Source organism: Bradyrhizobium manausense, assembly GCF_018130615.1.
Classification (GTDB): Bacteria; Pseudomonadota; Alphaproteobacteria; order Rhizobiales; family Xanthobacteraceae; genus Bradyrhizobium; species Bradyrhizobium manausense_A.
Map to the genome: position 1 here is coordinate 15470 of NZ_JAFCKB010000027.1, position 16303 is coordinate 31772.

General features: G+C 63.9%; 16 protein-coding genes. 9 read left to right on the plus strand and 7 right to left on the minus strand.

The window, feature by feature from the left end; all coding sequences use genetic code 11:
• The first annotated feature begins 172 nt into the window (after positions 1 to 172).
• The 4 genes from JQ587_RS33330 (at position 173) to JQ587_RS33345 (ending at position 5221) form a co-directional block, all read left to right on the plus strand.
• Positions 173 to 658 (plus strand): (2Fe-2S)-binding protein, encoded by a 486-nt coding sequence (locus JQ587_RS33330; protein ID WP_194479056.1) that lies wholly within the window; start codon positions 173 to 175, stop codon positions 656 to 658.
• Positions 659 to 742: 84 nt separating this feature from the next.
• Positions 743 to 3085, plus strand: coding sequence for a xanthine dehydrogenase family protein molybdopterin-binding subunit (locus JQ587_RS33335; RefSeq protein WP_212303631.1), 2343 nt, complete (start codon positions 743 to 745; stop codon positions 3083 to 3085).
• 15 nt (positions 3086 to 3100) lie between these two features.
• Positions 3101 to 3901: an FAD binding domain-containing protein gene (locus JQ587_RS33340; protein WP_212303632.1), complete on the plus strand. Its 801-nt coding sequence runs from the start codon at positions 3101 to 3103 to the stop codon at positions 3899 to 3901.
• Between the two features lie 207 nt (positions 3902 to 4108).
• Complete coding sequence (locus JQ587_RS33345; protein ID WP_212428165.1) at positions 4109 to 5221, plus strand: CaiB/BaiF CoA transferase family protein; 1113 nt, start codon at positions 4109 to 4111, stop codon at positions 5219 to 5221.
• Between the two features lie 194 nt (positions 5222 to 5415).
• Here the strand turns inward: JQ587_RS33345 and hppD are convergent, their stop codons facing one another.
• Positions 5416 to 6534: a 4-hydroxyphenylpyruvate dioxygenase gene (gene hppD, locus JQ587_RS33350; protein ID WP_212428166.1), complete on the minus strand. Its 1119-nt coding sequence runs from the start codon at positions 6532 to 6534 to the stop codon at positions 5416 to 5418.
• Between the two features lie 121 nt (positions 6535 to 6655).
• Between hppD and JQ587_RS33355 the strand changes: the two genes are divergently transcribed.
• Both JQ587_RS33355 and JQ587_RS33360 read left to right on the plus strand, forming a co-directional pair.
• On the plus strand, positions 6656 to 7135 hold the full coding sequence (locus JQ587_RS33355; protein ID WP_212428167.1) for an Lrp/AsnC family transcriptional regulator: 480 nt from the start codon (positions 6656 to 6658) through the stop codon (positions 7133 to 7135).
• 74 nt (positions 7136 to 7209) lie between these two features.
• Positions 7210 to 7521: a DUF1272 domain-containing protein gene (locus JQ587_RS33360; protein ID WP_212428168.1), complete on the plus strand. Its 312-nt coding sequence runs from the start codon at positions 7210 to 7212 to the stop codon at positions 7519 to 7521.
• A 115-nt stretch (positions 7522 to 7636) separates the two neighbouring features.
• On the opposite strand, the gene fahA is transcribed toward JQ587_RS33360, so the two are convergent.
• The 5 genes from fahA to JQ587_RS33385 form a co-directional block, all read right to left on the minus strand.
• Entirely contained in the window at positions 7637 to 8908 is a 1272-nt protein-coding gene (fahA, locus tag JQ587_RS33365; RefSeq protein ID WP_212428169.1) for a fumarylacetoacetase, read from the minus strand.
• Between the two features lie 149 nt (positions 8909 to 9057).
• Positions 9058 to 10404, minus strand: a complete 1347-nt coding sequence (hmgA, locus tag JQ587_RS33370) for a homogentisate 1,2-dioxygenase (protein WP_212428170.1) — start codon at positions 10402 to 10404, stop codon at positions 9058 to 9060.
• Positions 10405 to 10406: 2 nt separating this feature from the next.
• Positions 10407 to 11363: an MBL fold metallo-hydrolase gene (locus JQ587_RS33375; RefSeq protein ID WP_212428171.1), complete on the minus strand. Its 957-nt coding sequence runs from the start codon at positions 11361 to 11363 to the stop codon at positions 10407 to 10409.
• Between the two features lie 23 nt (positions 11364 to 11386).
• On the minus strand, positions 11387 to 11623 hold the full coding sequence (locus JQ587_RS33380; RefSeq protein ID WP_212303640.1) for a DUF2783 domain-containing protein: 237 nt from the start codon (positions 11621 to 11623) through the stop codon (positions 11387 to 11389).
• 22 nt (positions 11624 to 11645) lie between these two features.
• Positions 11646 to 13274 (minus strand): FAD-dependent oxidoreductase, encoded by a 1629-nt coding sequence (locus JQ587_RS33385; RefSeq protein ID WP_212428172.1) that lies wholly within the window; start codon positions 13272 to 13274, stop codon positions 11646 to 11648.
• 110 nt (positions 13275 to 13384) lie between these two features.
• Between JQ587_RS33385 and JQ587_RS33390 the strand changes: the two genes are divergently transcribed.
• From JQ587_RS33390 to JQ587_RS33400, 3 genes are all read left to right on the plus strand, one after another.
• Positions 13385 to 13924: a MarR family winged helix-turn-helix transcriptional regulator gene (locus tag JQ587_RS33390; protein ID WP_212428173.1), complete on the plus strand. Its 540-nt coding sequence runs from the start codon at positions 13385 to 13387 to the stop codon at positions 13922 to 13924.
• Between the two features lie 53 nt (positions 13925 to 13977).
• Positions 13978 to 14703: a methyltransferase domain-containing protein gene (locus JQ587_RS33395; RefSeq protein WP_212428211.1), complete on the plus strand. Its 726-nt coding sequence runs from the start codon at positions 13978 to 13980 to the stop codon at positions 14701 to 14703.
• A 158-nt stretch (positions 14704 to 14861) separates the two neighbouring features.
• On the plus strand, positions 14862 to 15188 hold the full coding sequence (locus JQ587_RS33400) for a hypothetical protein (protein ID WP_212428174.1): 327 nt from the start codon (positions 14862 to 14864) through the stop codon (positions 15186 to 15188).
• A gap of 180 nt (positions 15189 to 15368) precedes the next feature.
• On the opposite strand, the gene JQ587_RS33405 is transcribed toward JQ587_RS33400, so the two are convergent.
• Positions 15369 to 16187, minus strand: a complete 819-nt coding sequence (locus tag JQ587_RS33405) for an N-acyl homoserine lactonase family protein (protein ID WP_212303644.1) — start codon at positions 16185 to 16187, stop codon at positions 15369 to 15371.
• Between the last annotated feature and the right edge of the window lie 116 nt (positions 16188 to 16303).

The following is a 16303-nucleotide window of genomic DNA, read 5'->3' on the forward strand; positions in this document are numbered from 1 at the left end:
GAGGCCGCGCCACACATCGGCGGCGGCACGGAACATCGTGACCGAATCGCAGATCAGCGGCAGCCGCCACGATGACCTTTCCATGACGCATGGTCCCTAAAATCCCAGTTGCAAAGTTCCGTTCGCGCTGTCTCTAATTGGAATAACTACAAACATTCGGGAGGTACTCTCTGTGTCTACAGTCAAACTGACGGTGAACGGCAAGGCCGTTGCCGTCGACGTCGAGGACCGCACGCTGCTGGTCCACGTCTTGCGCGATCACCTCAACCTCACCGGAACGCATGTCGGCTGCGACACCAGCCAGTGCGGTGCCTGCGTCGTCCATATGGACGGCAGGGCGGTGAAATCCTGCACCATGCTGGCAGGTCAGGCTGACGGCGCCAGTGTCACCACCATCGAAGGGATTGCGAAGGGCGACGAGCTGCATCCGATGCAAGCCGCCTTCCGCGACAATCATGGCCTGCAATGCGGCTATTGCACCCCCGGCATGATCATGTCGGCGATCGACATCGTCCATCGCCACGGCGGCCAGCTCGACGAGGCGACCGTCCGTCACGAGCTCGAAGGCAATATCTGCCGCTGCACCGGCTATCACAACATCGTCAAGGCCGTGCTGGATGCAGCCGGACGCATGAAGGTCTCGCAGGCGGCCGAGTAAGGCGGCGCGCCTCGAATCAAGAACCACCGCTGCCGCTTTCGAGGGAAAGCGCAGTCGAAACAATTCCGGTCGGGAGGACCAGACATGGGTGTTGAAGGCATCGGCGCGCGCGTCGTGCGCAAGGAAGACAAGCGTTTCATTACCGGCAAGGGCCGGTACGTCGACGACATCAAATTGCTGGGCATGACCCATGCCCATTTCATCCGCAGCCCGCACGCGCACGCCAAGGTGAAGGCGATCGATTCATCCGCGGCGCTGAAGATGCCGGGCGTGGTCGCGGTGCTCACCGGACAACAACTCGTCGACGACAAGGTCGGCAACCTCATCTGCGGCTGGGCCATCACCTCCAAGGACGGCAGCCCGATGAAGATGGGCGCATGGCCGGCGATGGCGCCGGAGACGGTGCGCTTCGTCGGTCAGGCCGTCGCGGTCGTGATCGCCGACAGCAAGAATCTGGCGCGCGACGCGGCCGAGGCGGTCGTCGTGGATTATGAAGAGCTCCCGGCCGTCGCCGACGTTCACGCCGCGATCAAGGCCGGCGCACCGCAGCTTCACCCCGAGGCTCCCGGCAACCAGGTCTATGACTGGGTGATCGGCGACGAGGGCGCGACCGATGCCGCCTTCGCCAAGGCTGCCAACGTCGTCAAGCTCGACGTCACCAACAACCGCCTGGCCCCGAACGCGATGGAGCCGCGCGCGGCAATCGCCGACTACGACGCGGCGGAAGAGCACTTCACGCTCTATACGACCTCGCAGAACCCGCACGTCGCCCGCCTGGTGCTGTCGGCGTTCTACAACATCGCGCCCGAGCACAAGCTGCGCGTGATCGCCCCGGACGTCGGCGGCGGCTTCGGCTCGAAGATCTTCATCTATCCGGAAGAGATGGTGGCGCTGTGGGCCTCGAAGAAGGTCGGCCGCCCGGTGAAATGGACCGGCGACCGCACCGAGGCCTTCCTCACCGACGCGCATGGCCGTGACCACGTCACCCATGCCGAGATGGCGTTCGACGCCAACAACAAGATCACCGGGCTGAAGGTGAAGACCTACGCGAATTTCGGCGCCTACATGTCGCTGTTCTCGTCGTCGGTGCCGACCTATCTCTACGCGACGCTGCTGTCGGGCCAGTACAACATCCCGGCAATCCATGCCGAGGTTGTCGGCGTCTACACCAACACCACGCCGGTCGACGCCTATCGCGGCGCGGGCCGCCCCGAGGCGAGCTACCTGATCGAACGTCTGATGGAGACGGCCGCGCGGCAGCTCAAGGTCGATCCGGCCCAGTTGCGCCGGAGCAACTTCATCACCCAGTTCCCGCACCAGACGCCGGTGATCATGGCCTATGACACCGGTGACTTTAATGCCTCGCTCGACGCGGCGATGAAGGCGATCGACTATGCCGGCTTCGCTGCCCGCAAGGCGCAGGCGAAGTCGCAAGGCAAGCTGCGCGGCATCGGCGTGTCCTGCTACATCGAAGCCTGCGGCATCGCGCCGTCCAAGGCCGTCGGCAGCCTGGGTGCCGGCGTCGGTCTGTGGGAATCTGCGGAGGTGCGCGTCAATCCGGTCGGCACCATCGAGATCCTCACGGGCTCGCACAGCCACGGCCAGGGCCACGAGACCACGTTCTGCCAGCTGGTCGCGGATCGCCTCGGCGTTCCCATCAGCCAGGTCTCGATCGTCCATGGCGACACCGACAAGGTGCAGTTCGGCATGGGCACCTACGGCTCGCGCTCGGCAGCCGTCGGTCTCACCGCGATCCTCAAAGCCATGGAGAAGATGGAGTCCAAGGCCAAGAAGATCGCCGCGCATGCGCTGGAAGCCTCGGAAGCCGACATCGTCATCGAGAACGGCGAGTTCAAGGTGACGGGCACCGACAAGGCGATTGCGCTGCCGATGGTCGCGCTCGCGGCCTATACCGCGCACAACCTGCCTGACGGGATGGAGCCGGGCCTGAAGGAAAGCGCCTTCTACGACCCCTCCAACTTCACCTTCCCGGCCGGCACCTATATCTGCGAGCTCGAGGTCGATCCCGGCACCGGCAAGACCTCCTTCGTCAACTTCGTCGCGGCCGACGATTTCGGCCGGCTGATCAACCCGATGATCGTGGAGGGCCAGGTCCATGGCGGCCTTGTTCAAGGCATCGGGCAGGCGCTGCTGGAGCACGCGATCTACGATGCCAACGGCCAGCCGGTCACGGCCTCGTTCATGGACTACGCCATGCCGCGCGCCGACGATGTCCCCTCCTTCAACCTCTCCCACACCACGACGCTGTGCCCCGGCAATCCCCTGGGCATCAAAGGTTGCGGTGAGGCCGGCGCGATCGGCGCCTCCGCGGCCGTGATCAACGCGATCACGGATGCGATCGGCAAGAACAATCTGGAAATGCCCGCGACCCCTGACCGGGTGTGGCGCACGATCCACGCGGCTTAAGAGGGAGGAACGAAGATGTACCAGACCACCTATCATCGCGCTTCCTCGGTCGACGAAGCCGCCAGCCTGTTCGGCAAAGCCAGCGAGGCGAAATTCCTCGCCGGCGGCCAGACGCTGCTGCCGGTGATGAAGCAGCGGCTCGCCAGCCCCTCGGACGTCGTCGATCTCTCCAAAATCAAGGAACTGATCGGCGTCGAGGCCTCCGGCGACACGCTGACCATCAAGGCCGCCACGCCGCATTACGACGTCGCGACCAGCGATACCGCGAAGAAGGCGATCCCCGCGCTCGCCTATCTGGCATCGCTGATCGGCGACCCCGCGGTGCGCTACCGCGGCACGATCGGCGGCTCGATCGCCAACAACGATCCGGCCGCGGACTACCCGGCCGCGCTGCTCGCACTCGGGGCCACCGTGAAGACCAACAAGCGATCGATCCCGGCGCAAGACTTCTTCAAGGGCCTGTTCACGACGGCGCTTGAAGACGGCGAGATCATCACCGCCGTGTCGTTCCCGGTTCCGGCGAAAGCGGGCTATTCCAAGATGCGGCATCCGGCTTCGCGTTTCGCGCTGACCGCCGTCTTTGTCGCGCAGACGAAGTCGGGCGAGGTCTGCGTGGCCGCGACCGGCGCTTCGCAGAGCGGCGTGATGCGGGTTGGTGCGATCGAGGCCGCGCTGAAGGCGAACTGGTCGCCGTCGGCGCTCGACAGCATCAGCATTCCCGCAAGCGGGTTGCTGGCCGACATCCACGGCTCGGCCGAGTACCGCGCCAACCTCGTCAAGGTGATGGCGCAGCGCGCGGTGACGGCCGCCGGCTGACATCGCGGCCTAGCGACTCAACACAAATCTTCCGCGGCGCGCAGCAATGCGCGCCGCTTTTTTGATGCGCCCATGCATGAAAAGCGCTTGCCTCGCTGGCATGAAGGCGAGAAGAGTTAATCAGCCAATTAACTCGCCCCAGAGAGGAATGCCCGAGCCGATTGCCGCATCACCGGCCATCCGCCCGCGGCCCGAGGAAACAACAACGTGCTCGATAAACCCGCCCAGAACTCGTCCGTCCGCACTTCCGGCCCGCTGTCGGGCTTCCGCGTCGTCGAATTCGCCGGTATCGGCCCCGGCCCGTTCGCCTGCATGATGCTGGCCGATATGGGCGCCGAAATCGTCACGCTCGACCGCGTCGGCGCGAAGAAGAGCATGAAGTCGGTGGCGGGCCGCGGCCGCAAGCTGGTCGAGCTCGACCTCAAGGACAAGGCGGCGATCGCGCAGGTGCTCGACCTGCTCGCCGGCGCCGACGCGCTGGTCGAAGGCTTTCGTCCCGGCGTGATGGAGCGGCTCGGGCTCGGCCCCGACGTCGTGCTCGCGCGCAACCCGAAACTCGTCTACGGCCGCATGACCGGGTGGGGCCAGCAAGGCCCGCTTGCCAATGCGGCCGGCCACGACATCAACTATATCTCCATCACCGGCGCGCTCGCCGCGATCGGCACCAATGAAGCGCCGGTGCCGCCGCTCAATCTGGTCGGCGATTTCGGCGGCGGCGCGCTCTATCTCGTCGTCGGCGTGCTCGCCGCATTGCTGGAAGCATCAAGGTCCGGCAAGGGCCAGGTGGTCGACGCCGCGATGTGCGACGGCGCGGCATCGCTGATGTCGTTCTTCTTCGACATGAAGACGCTGGGCCGCTGGACCGAGGGCCGCAACCGAAATTTTCTGGACGGCGGCGCGCATTTCTACGGCGTCTACGAATGCGCCTGCGGCCATTTCGTTTCGATCGGCTCGATCGAGCCGCAGTTCTACGCGCTGCTGCGCGAGCATGCCGGCCTGACCGACGCCGATTTCGACGCGCAGATGGACCCCAAGGTCTGGCCTGCGCTGAAGGAGAAGCTGAAGGCCGTGTTCAAGAGCAAGACGCGCGAGGACTGGTGCAAGATCATGGAAGGCACCGACATCTGCTTCGCGCCGGTGCTGACCATGTCGGAAGCGACCGCGCATCCGCACATGGTCGCCCGCGAGGTCTTCATCGAGCGCCACGGCGTGAAGCAGCCCGCACCGGCGCCCCGCTTCTCGCGCACGCCGTCGGTGGTGCGCGAGCCGGAGGTGGCGGAGATCTCCGCGGTGACGGCTGCGTGGAAGACAGGAAGATAGTTGCGGCAAGATCTCCGCAGTCGCACCACGCTCCGTCGTCCTGGCGAAAGCCAGGACCCATAACCACGGAACGTGGTTTGACGAAGACTCGGAGTTACCGGTTCGGCAGACGATCGCTCCCTGGGTAATGGGTCCTGGCTTTCGCCAGGACGACGGCTGTGTTTTGACGCAGCCGTGCGCCCAACAACGCCGGCTTACGCCGCCGTATCGACCTTCAACACTCCGCGCCGGATCTGGTCTTCTTCGATCGACTCGAACAGGGCCTTGAAATTGCCCTCGCCAAAACCGTCATCGCCCTTGCGCTGGATGAACTCGAAGAAGATCGGGCCGATCGCGTTGGCCGAGAAGATCTGCAGCAGCACCTTGGTCTGGCCGCCGTCGACAACGCCCTCGCCGTCAATGAGGATGCCGTTCTTCTGGAGGCGTGCGACGTCCTCGCCGTGCTTGGGCAGACGGGCATCGACCTTCTCGAAATAGGTGCCGGGTGGCGAGGGCATGAACGGCAGGCCGGCCGCGCGCAGTCGTTCGATCGTGCCGTGGATCTCCCGGCAGCCGCAGGCGATGTGCTGGATGCCTTCGCCGCGATAGATCGTCAGATATTCCTCGATCTGGCCGGAATCGCCGGCGTCCTCGTTGATCGGAATCCGGATCTTGCCGTCCGGGCTGGTCAGCGCGCGCGAGAACAGGCCGGAGGCGCGGCCCTCGATGTCGAAGAAGCGGATCTGGCGGAAGTTGAACAGTTTTTCGTAGAAGCCGGTCCAGACATCCATGCGGCCGCGGTGGACGTTGTGGGTGAGGTGATCGAGATAGAACAGGCCGGCGCCCGCGGGACGCGGATCGCGCGCGCCCAGCCATTCGAACTCGGCATCATAGGCCGAGCCCTTGGCACCGTAACGATCGACGAAATAGAGCAGGCTGCCGCCGATGCCCTTGATCGCGGGCACGTCGAGCGTCTTCTGTGCGGATGACGCTTCAGCAGGCTCCGCGCCGAGCGCAATCGCGCGGTCATAGGCCGCCTTCGCATCGACCACGCGGAACGCCATCGACGGCGCACAGGGGCCATGCGCGGCGACGAATTCGTAGCCGTGAGTGCCGGGCTCCTCGTTGACGAGATAGTTGATGTCGCCCTGGCGATAGACCGTGATTGCCTTGGTCCGGTGGCGCGCAACCGGCGCAAAGCCCATCAGCTTGAACAGATCGTGCAACTCCTGCGGATTGGGATGCGCATATTCGACGAACTCGAACCCGTCGGTGCCCATCGGATTGTCGGCGCTGATCGTGGCCGGCGGTGCATCGTGCGGAAACGGACCCATACTGCTCTCCCAAATTGCGGCTGGGAGGAATTATCCTTCACGGGGCATGCAATGAGCGTGCAAATGGGACGAAATTTGACTATCCTGCGCACGTTTCGTGCACAAAATGGCAAAACTTCGCATGATTTCAGTAGATGCCTTCGACCTCAAGATCCTGGGCGCGCTCCAGGACGATGGCCGCCTCACCAACCAGGAGCTTGCCGATCTTGCGGGGCTTTCGGCCTCGCAATGCTCGCGGCGCCGGATGCGACTGGAGGAGGAGAAGGTGATCGCGGGCTATCATGCCGATCTCTCCAGCGAGGCACTCGGCTTCGGCGTGATCGCCTTCATCCAGGTCGGGCTCGCGACCCACTCGCCGGACAACTCAAAGCGCTTCCGCACGCTGGTGAACCGGATCGACGAGATCCAGGAGGCCTATTCGCTCACCGGCGATGCCGACTACGTGCTCAAAGCCGTGCTGCGCGATCTCAAGGGCCTCTCCAACCTCGTCAACGACGTCCTGATGCCGCACCAGAGCGTCGCGCATGTGCGCTCCTCGATCGTGCTCGACCGGCTCAAGGAAAGCGCGCGGCTGCCGCTGAAGGATTTGAAGGCTGGCTGAAATCGAGGGAACTACGCCATTCGCGCCCCACGCGCGATCTGCGATGATCCCGGCCAGCTTTCGGAGATTCAACCATGGCCCTCCAGCTTCGACCGAACTGCGAATATTGCGACCGCGACCTGCCGCCAAGCGCAACGGATGCGCGGATCTGCTCCTATGAATGCACATTCTGTGCGGACTGCGTCGAGACCAAGCTCTCCAACGTCTGCCCGAACTGCGGCGGCGGCTTTGCCCCGCGCCCGATCCGCCCGACGCAGGAATGGCGGCCGGGCGTGTGCACCAGCAAGCAGGCGCCGTCGGACAAGCGGGTGCATTTGAAATACAGCGTGGAGGACGTCGCAGCGCATTGCGCACGGGTCAGGGACGTGCCGCCGGAGAAGCGGTAGTTTCGGGTCGTCGTTCCGGGGCGATGCGCAGCATCGAACCCGGAACCTCGAGATTCTCAGGTGCGCAATTGCGTACCATAGTTCGCGCCACGCACGCCCCGGAATGACAGCAGCTTCACTCCGCCGCCAAGATCGTCCCCTCGACCTCGCCGAACCCGACGCGATAGCCGTTGCCCTGGCACCAGCCGCGCATCACAAGGCTGTCGCCGTCCTCCAGGAACGAGCGCTTGGCGCCGCCGGGCAATTCGACCGGCTCGGTGCCGTTCCAGCTGATCTCCAAGAGGCTGCCGCGCTGGTTCTTCTCCGGGCCGGAGATGGTGCCGCTCCCAAGAAGATCGCCGACATTCATCGCACAGCCCGAGGAGGCGTGGTGCATCAGTTGCTGCACCGAGGACCAGTACATGTATTTGAAGCTGGTGCGGCTGATGCTCGCGGGCGCGTTGGTGCCGGCCGCGCGCAAGGACACGTCGAGCTCGATATCGTAGTTCTGCGGCCTCGCCTGCCTGAGATAATCCAGCGGCACCGGCTCCTGCTCCGGCCCCTTCAGGCGAAACGGCTCCAGCGCCTCGCGCGTCACCACCCACGGGCTGATCGAGGTCGCGAACGCCTTTGCCAGGAACGGGCCGAGCGGCACATATTCCCATTGCTGGATGTCGCGCGCGCTCCAGTCGTTGAGCAGCACGAAACCGAAGATCATCTCCTCGGCCTGTTGCTCGGTCAGCATGCTGCCGATCGGCGAGGGCTGGCCGATCACCGCGCCCATCTCCAGCTCGAAATCGAGCCGCTTGCACGGACCGAAGCTCGGCACGTCGACATTCGGCGGCTTCAGCTGCCCGCGCGGACGCTTCACCCTGGTCCCGGAGACCACGACGGTCGAGGCACGGCCGTTATAGGCGATCGGCATGTGCAGCCAGTTCGGCTGCAGCGCATTATCCTTGCCGCGGAACATCACGCCGACATTGGTGGCGTGCTCCTTCGAGGAATAGAAATCGGTGTAGCCGGAGACTGCGAACGGCAGATGGAGCGTCACGTCAGCCATCGGCACCAGCGCCTGCTTGCGCAAATCCTCGTTGTCACGCAGTTCGGGGTGGTCATGGCGCAGCAGCTCACTGATCCGCGCCCGCGTCCTGGTCCAGACCTTTGGGCCGAGCGCCATAAATGGATTGAGCGAGGGGCCGGAGAACACGCCAAGCGGGCCGACATCGAGGCGCGAGTCCTGCTCGATCTCCCAGAGATCGAGCACGTGGTCGCCGATCGCAACGCCGACGCGCGGCGTCGGATTAGCCGACGTCGAGAACACGCCGTAGGGCAGGTTCTGAATCGGGAAGTCGGAGGCCGGAGCAACGTCGATGAAGGAGCGCAGGGTGGGGTCGTTGGGATGGGGCATTGGTTTCCCGCCGGATGTTTTTTGACACTCTTTCCACCGTCATTCCGGGATGCGCCGCATGGCGCAGGCCCGGAATCCATAACCCCAGGCTGTGGTTATGGATTCCGGGCTCGCCGCTTCGCGGCGCCCCGGAATGACGAGTGGAGGCATTACGACTTATTCGGATCGAACCGCTTCTCCAGACCCTTCCAGCAATCCGCATAATCATCCTGCAGCGTCGACGCGTTCGCGGCATGCGCCGTGACGCGCTGCGGGTAGCGGGTCTCGAACATGAAGGCCATGGTGCCCGTGAGCTTCACGGGCTTCAATTCGCCATTGCTGGCGTGCTCGAAGGCGTCGCGGTCCGGGCCATGCGGCAGCATGCAATTGTGCAGGCTCATGCCTCCGGGAACGAAACCTTGCGGCTTGGCGTCATAGACGCCGTAAATCAGGCCCATGAACTCGCTCATGATGTTCATGTGATACCAGGGCGGGCGGAAGGTGTTGTCGGCGACCATCCAGCGCTCGGGGAAGATGACGAAGTCGATATTCGCGGTGCCCGCGGTCTCCGACGGCGAGGTCAGCACCGTGAAGATCGAGGGATCGGGATGATCGAAGCCGATGGCGCCGACCGGCGAGAAGGTGCGCAGATCGTATTTGTAGGGCGCGTAATTGCCGTGCCAGGCGACGACATCGATCGGCGAATGCGGCAGCGTGGTCTTGAACAGTGACCCGCCCCATTTCACGAGCAGCTCGGTCGGCGTGTCCTTGTCTTCGTAATTCGCAACCGGCGTGAGGAAATCGCGCGCATTGGCGAGGCAGTTGGCACCGATCGGCCCGCGCTCCGGCAGCGTGAAGGCGCCGCCGTAGTTCTCACAGAGATAGCCGCGCGCCGGACCGTTCGGAATCTCGACGCGGAATTTCACGCCGCGCGGGATCACCACGATCTCGCCGGGTTCGGCATCGATGCGCCCGAACTCGGTGACGAGACGAAGATTGCCCTGCTGGAGCACGAACATCAGTTCGCCATCGGCATTGTAGAAGTGCTGATCCACCATCGACTTGGTGATGAGGTAGACATGCGACGCCATGCCGGCCTGGGTGTTGACATCGCCCGCGGTCGTCATGGTCTGCACGCCCTGGACGAAGGTGACCTCCTCCTTCGGCAGCGGCGTCGGATCCCAGCGCAGCTGCGCGATCGGTAGATCGTATTCATGGCACGGCGCCGAGCGCCACAGGCCGGCATCGGCCTTCTCGAAACGACCCGAGTGTTTCACCGAGGGACGAATACGATAGAGCCAGGAACGCTCATTGGTGCCGCGCGGCGCGGTGAAGGGCGAACCCGAAAGCTGCTCGGCATAGAGCCCATAGGCACAGCGCTGCGGCGAGTTGCGCCCGATCGGCAGCGCCCCCGGCAGCGCCTCGGTCTCAAAGCTGTTGCCGAAGCCGGACATGTAGCCCGGCGTCACCTGCGCCGTGCTGCGGATGATCTGATCAGGCGAGGTATTGATGTTCATGACTATCCTCCTCCTTGCAAGGCAGCCCACATTTCCTGGTCGCGCTTGTCGGTCCAGATCACGGGATCGTCGACGCCCGACGCTTCGTCATAGGCACGCGAGACGTTGAACGGCAGGCAGTGCTCGTAGATGGCGAAGCTGTGGAACTTCGGATCCATCACCTCGCGCGTCGCCGCCATCGATTCCTTCAACGTGCGGCCCTTGGCGACCGAGATCTCGGCCGCACCATAGAGCGAGGTGACGAAGTCGCGCGTCATCGCGATGGCTTCGCGCACGGTGGCTGTGCCCTTCAGCGCATCGCCGCGGCCCGGCGCGATCGCCTTGGGATTGAAGTTGCGGATCTCGTTCAGCGTCAGCGGCCATTCGCGCAGGTGCGCATCGCCGCAATAGCAGGCCGAGTGGTATTCGATGAGATCGCCGGAGAACATCACCTCGGCATCCGGCACCCAGGCGACGATGTCGCCCGAGGTGTGGCCGGCACCAAGCTGCATCAACCGCACCTCGCGCTTGCCGAGATAGATCGACATCTCGCCTTCGAAGGTCAGCGTCGGCCAGGTCAGGCCGGGGATGCTCTGCGCATCCTGGAACAGGCGCGGAAAGCGGCCATATTCCGAGTCCCAATCCTGCTGGCCGCGCTCCTCGATCAGCCGATGGGTCTCCTGCGAGGCCACGATGCCTTGCGCCTTGTAGGCGGACGCGCCGAGCACGCGCACCGCGTGATAATGCGACAGCACGACATATTTGATCGGCTTGTCGGTGACCGTGCGGACACGATCGATCACCTTGTTCGCCATCGCCGGCGTCGACTGCGCATCGAACACGAGGCAGCCGTCGTCGCCGACGATGACCGCCGTGTTCGGATCGCCCTCGGCGGTGAAGGCATAGAGATCGGAGCCGATCTCGGAGAAGGTGATCTTCTTCTCGGAGAGATCGCCGGTGGATGCGAAATTCTTCGCCATCAATTCGTCCTTCAACTCGGTGGTTATTGTTGCTGTTGCTGTTGCTGTTGCTGTTGCTGCTGGCCGTCGATCATGCGGCGTCTGGCCAGCCCGAGCGCATCCCGCAGCACGTCGATGTCGCCGATGTGGTTGGCGAGGATCAGGACCAGCGCTGCGTCGAAATCTGCGCTCTGCTCCTCTGTGAGGCCGCGATGCGCCTCGACGATGGCGCGAAAGGCGTCGTCGGGGCGCGCGAAGTTGGAGCTGGTGGAAAGCGGCATGGGAAACCTCAATTCAAGCCCTTCAATTCAAGCTCTGGGCGCGCGACAAAGCCGCCGCAATCGCCTCACGCGTCGGGTGGCGGAAGCGCGCCGCGACGTAACCGTCGGGCCTGAGCAGATAGGCGGAGCCCGGCTCGGCGTCATAGCGCTTGGCGACCAGGCCACGGGAATCGGCAAGCCCGCCCTCGCCACCGATGCGAATGTCCTTCACGCCATCCGGCGTATCGATCGCCGCACCATTGCTGAACGACAGCAGAGTGAAGTCCGTTCCGCCCTTGCGGAACGCATCGGTCAGATAGGCCTGCTCCCCCGCGCGCGTCGCAACGGGCGCGTCCGGCATGGAACAGCCCGGCGACGGTCCACCGCGCCACGCATCCGCGTCGCGCGATGACAGCGGCGAATCGTAGCTGCATGGCACCGACAGCCGGCCGCCATTGACCATGCGCTTGCCGAACTCGGTCTCCTTGGCGAGCGACAGCACCGCCTTGCGCAGCCGCGCTTCCTGATGCGAGTTCGGCGCCATGAAATCGGTCGAGCGGGTCGATTCGCGGATGTTCTCGTCGGCCGCAAGGCTCCGCTCGACGTGATAGGTCTCGAGCAGGCTCGCGGGCGAGGTGCCGCGCAGCACGCGATCGAGCTTCCAGGACAGGTTTTCGGCGTCCTCGAGTCCCGAGTTCGCGCCGCGCGCGCCGAAGGGCGAAACCTGATGCGCGGAATCGCCCGCAAAGATCACGCGGCCATGGATGAAGCGGTCCATTCGCCGGCACTGGAACTTGTAGAGCGAGATCCACTCGAACTCGAACTTGTCGTGGCCGAGCATGCGCGCGATCCGCGGCCGGACATTCTCCGGCTTCTTCTCGACCACGGGATCGGCATAGCGATTGAGCTGCAGATCGATGCGCCAGACATCGTCGGGCTGGCGGTGCAGCAGCGCGGAGCGGCCCGCATGAAATGGCGGATCGAACCAGAACCAGCGCTCGGTCGGGAATTCCGCCGTCATCTTGACGTCGGCGATCAGGAACTGGTCCTCGAACACTTGTCCCGCGAACTCGGCGCCGACCATCTGCCGCAGCGAGGAGCGCGCACCGTCGCATGCGACGACATATTGCGCCTGCAGGCGATAGGCGCCCTCAGGTGTTTCGATCGTCAGCGCGACGGAATCGTTGCGCTGTTCGAGCGCCGTCACCTTGTTGCGCCAGCGCAGATCGATCGCTGGCAGGTCGCCGATGCGATCGACCAGATAGGCCTCGGCGTAATATTGCTGAAGGTTGATGAAGGCCGGCCGCTTGTGGCCGTCCTCGGGCAGCAGGTTGAACTGGTAGAGCTGGGACTCGCCGTGAAAAATGCGGCCGACGCTCCACACCACGCCCTTGTCGACCATGCGGTCTGCAACGCCGAGCCGATCCCAATATTCCAGCGAACGTTTCGAGAAGCAGATAGCGCGCGAGCCTTCGCCGATGCGATCTGCATCATCCAGAAGGACGACACGCTGGCCGCGCTGGGCGAGATCGATCGCCAGCGACAGCCCGACGGGGCCCGCACCGACGATCACGACCGGATGCTCGGCCGGACTTTGGCCGGGGCGATCCTGGTCGGCGTGGCGGCGATAGCCGAACTGGGTTTTGGCCTGATGCGTATTGGCTTGCGCCATGCGCTAACCTCGGCTCTGGTCAGGTGAGTATTGATCTGCTAGATAGTCTCACGTGCAACTAGTTTGGACCGGCGCCGGCCGGCCGTCAACTGGAATTCGGAGCGCTCTCCTTGGCGAGGACGACAGACACTGCGCTGAAGACACGCGAGGCCGACCAGCCGTCGCCGAAAGCAAAGTCGCGGCTGGATTTGTTCAAGTTCGTGCCGTTTCGCCTCAACCGGCTCGCGGCGGAAGTCAGTTCCGCACTCGCGGTCGAATATCAGGAGCGTCACGGCCTCGACATTCCGGCTTGGCGCGTGCTTGCCACGCTCGGCTTCCGCAATGATGCCTGCAGCGCGCAGTTCATCGCGCAATGCACCCGCACGCACAAATCCACCATCAGCCGCGCCGTGACGAATTTGCTGCACGAAGAACTGATCGAACGCGTCGAAAACGAAGCCGACCGCCGCGAGTTCCGCCTGCAACTGACGACGAAGGGGCGCGCGCTCTACGAAGAGCTATTCCCGCAATTGCTGCGCCGGGAGGACGAGATCCTCGCCTGCCTCTCCGCGCAGGAGCGCAAGCAGCTCTCGGCGCTGCTCGGCAAGATCGAGCAGAGCCTCGATCTGATCCAGACCAGTGAAGAGGCCGACGCCAAGCAGGCGTATTAGGACGTGGGTTCCGGTTGAGAAAGCTAGGTAGGCCCGTGACGGGACTGGCTTATATGGCGGCGCTACTTGTGGCGTTTGCCGCAACTCGCGCATACGCCACTGACATAGGTTATCTGGCTCCCCCCGGGATCGCTGCAAACGAGTTTCCCTCACCGCAGCGCCCCGTTGCGCGGATCGTGAGCCCACGCCGCGCCGCCGAAGAGCGCCGCGACGCCCTCAATGAGGCCGGTCAGATCGCAAATGCTCTCGAACTGAAACCAGGCATGACGGTCGGCGACATCGGTGCAGGCAGTGGCTACCACACGGTCAGGCTCTCGCGCCTCGTCGGACCCACCGGCTCTGTCATTGCCCAGGACGTCACGCGGGATTACCTCGTCGAACTCGCAAGGCGAACAGAGCTTCTGAAGTTGACGAACGTGCAATTCGCGCTCGGCGAACCACATGACCCGCGCCTGCCCGCTTCCTCGCTGGATGCCGCAATCCTCGTGCACATGTATCACGAGATCGCCCAGCCCTATGCCTTCCTCTACAATCTCGTGCCCGCCTTGAAGCGGGGTGCGCGGGTCGGAATTGTCGATCTCGAGCTTCCGACATCGAAGCATGGCACGCCAATCGAGCTCTTGCGCTGCGAATTGACCGCCGTCGGCTATCGCGAAGTCGCCGCATATCAGCTCGCAGGGGACACGGGATATCTGGCGATATTTTCTCCGCCGGAGCTAGCGGCACGAAAATCTCCTCGCGATATCGTCGCCTGCAGGGATCCTGCTGGCACTCGCTGAGACCACGCCGGCCGCCTGTCTCGGAGGTTGAACAGGTCCGAAGAAGAGGTCAGACCGGAAGTCACCGGCTGAGGCTCAGACCGGCTGACTCGACATAGCGACAAAGCGATAAGAGTGTTACCTTCGCTGCGGAGCCGACGTCAGCGTTGGAAGCGATCATGAGCAAAGTCAAAACGCCTCAAGAAAAGAAGCTGTTAAGCTACGAACACGATCGACGGAACACTTACGGCGAGAACCAAAAAAGCAGCCGAAAGAACATCCCGCGCAGCAAACAGCTCTCTCATCAAGGCGAACGCCGGGTTGTCAGGCAGGTCCTTATTGGAGCGGAGGGGTATGTTGCGGACGAACGGTCGGACGAAGCGCAGTCGCAGGTAGCGCGCAAAGGTCGGATCAAGAAGCTCAAGGCATTTCGCAAATCGCCTGACACGCCGTTGGGCGAGGTCATCCAGCGACGCTCACGCAACCGACTGGAAAAAGCTGAATAGACCTTTTCAGCGACGGCCCGATGCGGCCATTATTGCGTCTTAGGGCGGATTGCCTGGTAGTGGCCCGACTTGGGCCTCCAGCGATGTTGGTTTGCTCGCTGCTTTCAGGAGCACAGCGGACATCAGGCCCACCCGATCTGAGCCGCTGTTAGGATTTACAGGGACACGCTCTGGATTCCATCACTTCGCGAACGAGCGCGACGGCGGCAGGTGCAGGGCCCAGGCGTCGACCTTGTCGCTGGCGCGTGGATAGATCTCCGTCACGATCGGGTCGTGGCCGGGAATGTAGCGATCGGGATGTCCGGCGAGGCGCTCGATCGTCTCCCAGCCGGCGGCCATGTCGCCGACATTGTAAACGATCGGGAATGGGCTCCTGCGCTGAAGATTGGCGTAGTAGTGCGCGGCGTCCGAGGCCAGCACGACCGGTCCGCGCACGGTCTCGACCTTGACCACCTGCAAGCCGTCGGAATGGCCGCCGACCCGGTGCACGGTGACGCCAGGCGCAACCTCGCCATCACCGGAATAGAAATGGACGCGCTCGCCATAGACGTGACGCACCATCTGCGTGACGTGCTCGACCGAGAACGGATGTCGCAGCAGTCCGTTGCACATGCAGCGGCCCGTCGCGTAAGCCATTTCGCGCTCCTGGAGATGGAAGCGCGCATTCGGGAAACGATCGAGATTGCCGGCGTGGTCGTAATGCAGATGCGTCACGATGATGTCGCGGATGCTCGACGCCTTAACGCCAAAACGCTCCAGCGCGTCGACCGGATTGAGCGTCAGCTTGCGGGCGCGCAAGGTCGCTTCCTCGGCATTGAAGCCGGTGTCGACCAGGATGTCGCGGGCCTGCCCGCGGATCAGCCAAACGAAGTAGTCGAGGTCCTGCGCCGCGCTGTCATGCGGGTCGGGCGCCAAGAAATTCATGCTGGGGGTACGCGGCGACATCGTCGCATAGCGCAGGGCGTAGATCTCGCAGGCGTTTCCCTCGACTCTGCTCATGGCTTTGATCCCGGCTCTTGCTTTTCTGAATGGACCTGCCGCGCACCAAGCCATTGCCCGCCGTAAAGGTCAAACGTCTGAGACTGCGGTGGACGCAGGGGGCAATGTGAGACCAA

Excerpts from the sequence above, each read along its gene's own strand:
- JQ587_RS33335 (WP_212303631.1), top strand. The coding sequence starts at position 743 with ATGGGTGTTGAAGGCATCGGCGCGCGCGTCGTGCGCAAGGAAGACAAG.
- JQ587_RS33405 (WP_212303644.1), bottom strand. The coding sequence starts at position 16,187 with ATGAGCAGAGTCGAGGGAAACGCCTGCGAGATCTACGCCCTGCGCTAT.
- hppD (WP_212428166.1), bottom strand. The coding sequence starts at position 6,534 with ATGGGTCCGTTTCCGCACGATGCACCGCCGGCCACGATCAGCGCCGAC.
- JQ587_RS33340 (WP_212303632.1), top strand. The coding sequence starts at position 3,101 with ATGTACCAGACCACCTATCATCGCGCTTCCTCGGTCGACGAAGCCGCC.
- hmgA (WP_212428170.1), bottom strand. The coding sequence starts at position 10,404 with ATGAACATCAATACCTCGCCTGATCAGATCATCCGCAGCACGGCGCAG.
- JQ587_RS33380 (WP_212303640.1), bottom strand. The coding sequence starts at position 11,623 with ATGCCGCTTTCCACCAGCTCCAACTTCGCGCGCCCCGACGACGCCTTT.
- fahA (WP_212428169.1), bottom strand. The coding sequence starts at position 8,908 with ATGCCCCATCCCAACGACCCCACCCTGCGCTCCTTCATCGACGTTGCT.
- JQ587_RS33355 (WP_212428167.1), top strand. The coding sequence starts at position 6,656 with ATGATTTCAGTAGATGCCTTCGACCTCAAGATCCTGGGCGCGCTCCAG.
- JQ587_RS33375 (WP_212428171.1), bottom strand. The coding sequence starts at position 11,363 with ATGGCGAAGAATTTCGCATCCACCGGCGATCTCTCCGAGAAGAAGATC.
- JQ587_RS33360 (WP_212428168.1), top strand. The coding sequence starts at position 7,210 with ATGGCCCTCCAGCTTCGACCGAACTGCGAATATTGCGACCGCGACCTG.
- JQ587_RS33385 (WP_212428172.1), bottom strand. The coding sequence starts at position 13,274 with ATGGCGCAAGCCAATACGCATCAGGCCAAAACCCAGTTCGGCTATCGC.
- JQ587_RS33395 (WP_212428211.1), top strand. The coding sequence starts at position 13,978 with ATGGCGGCGCTACTTGTGGCGTTTGCCGCAACTCGCGCATACGCCACT.
- JQ587_RS33400 (WP_212428174.1), top strand. The coding sequence starts at position 14,862 with ATGAGCAAAGTCAAAACGCCTCAAGAAAAGAAGCTGTTAAGCTACGAA.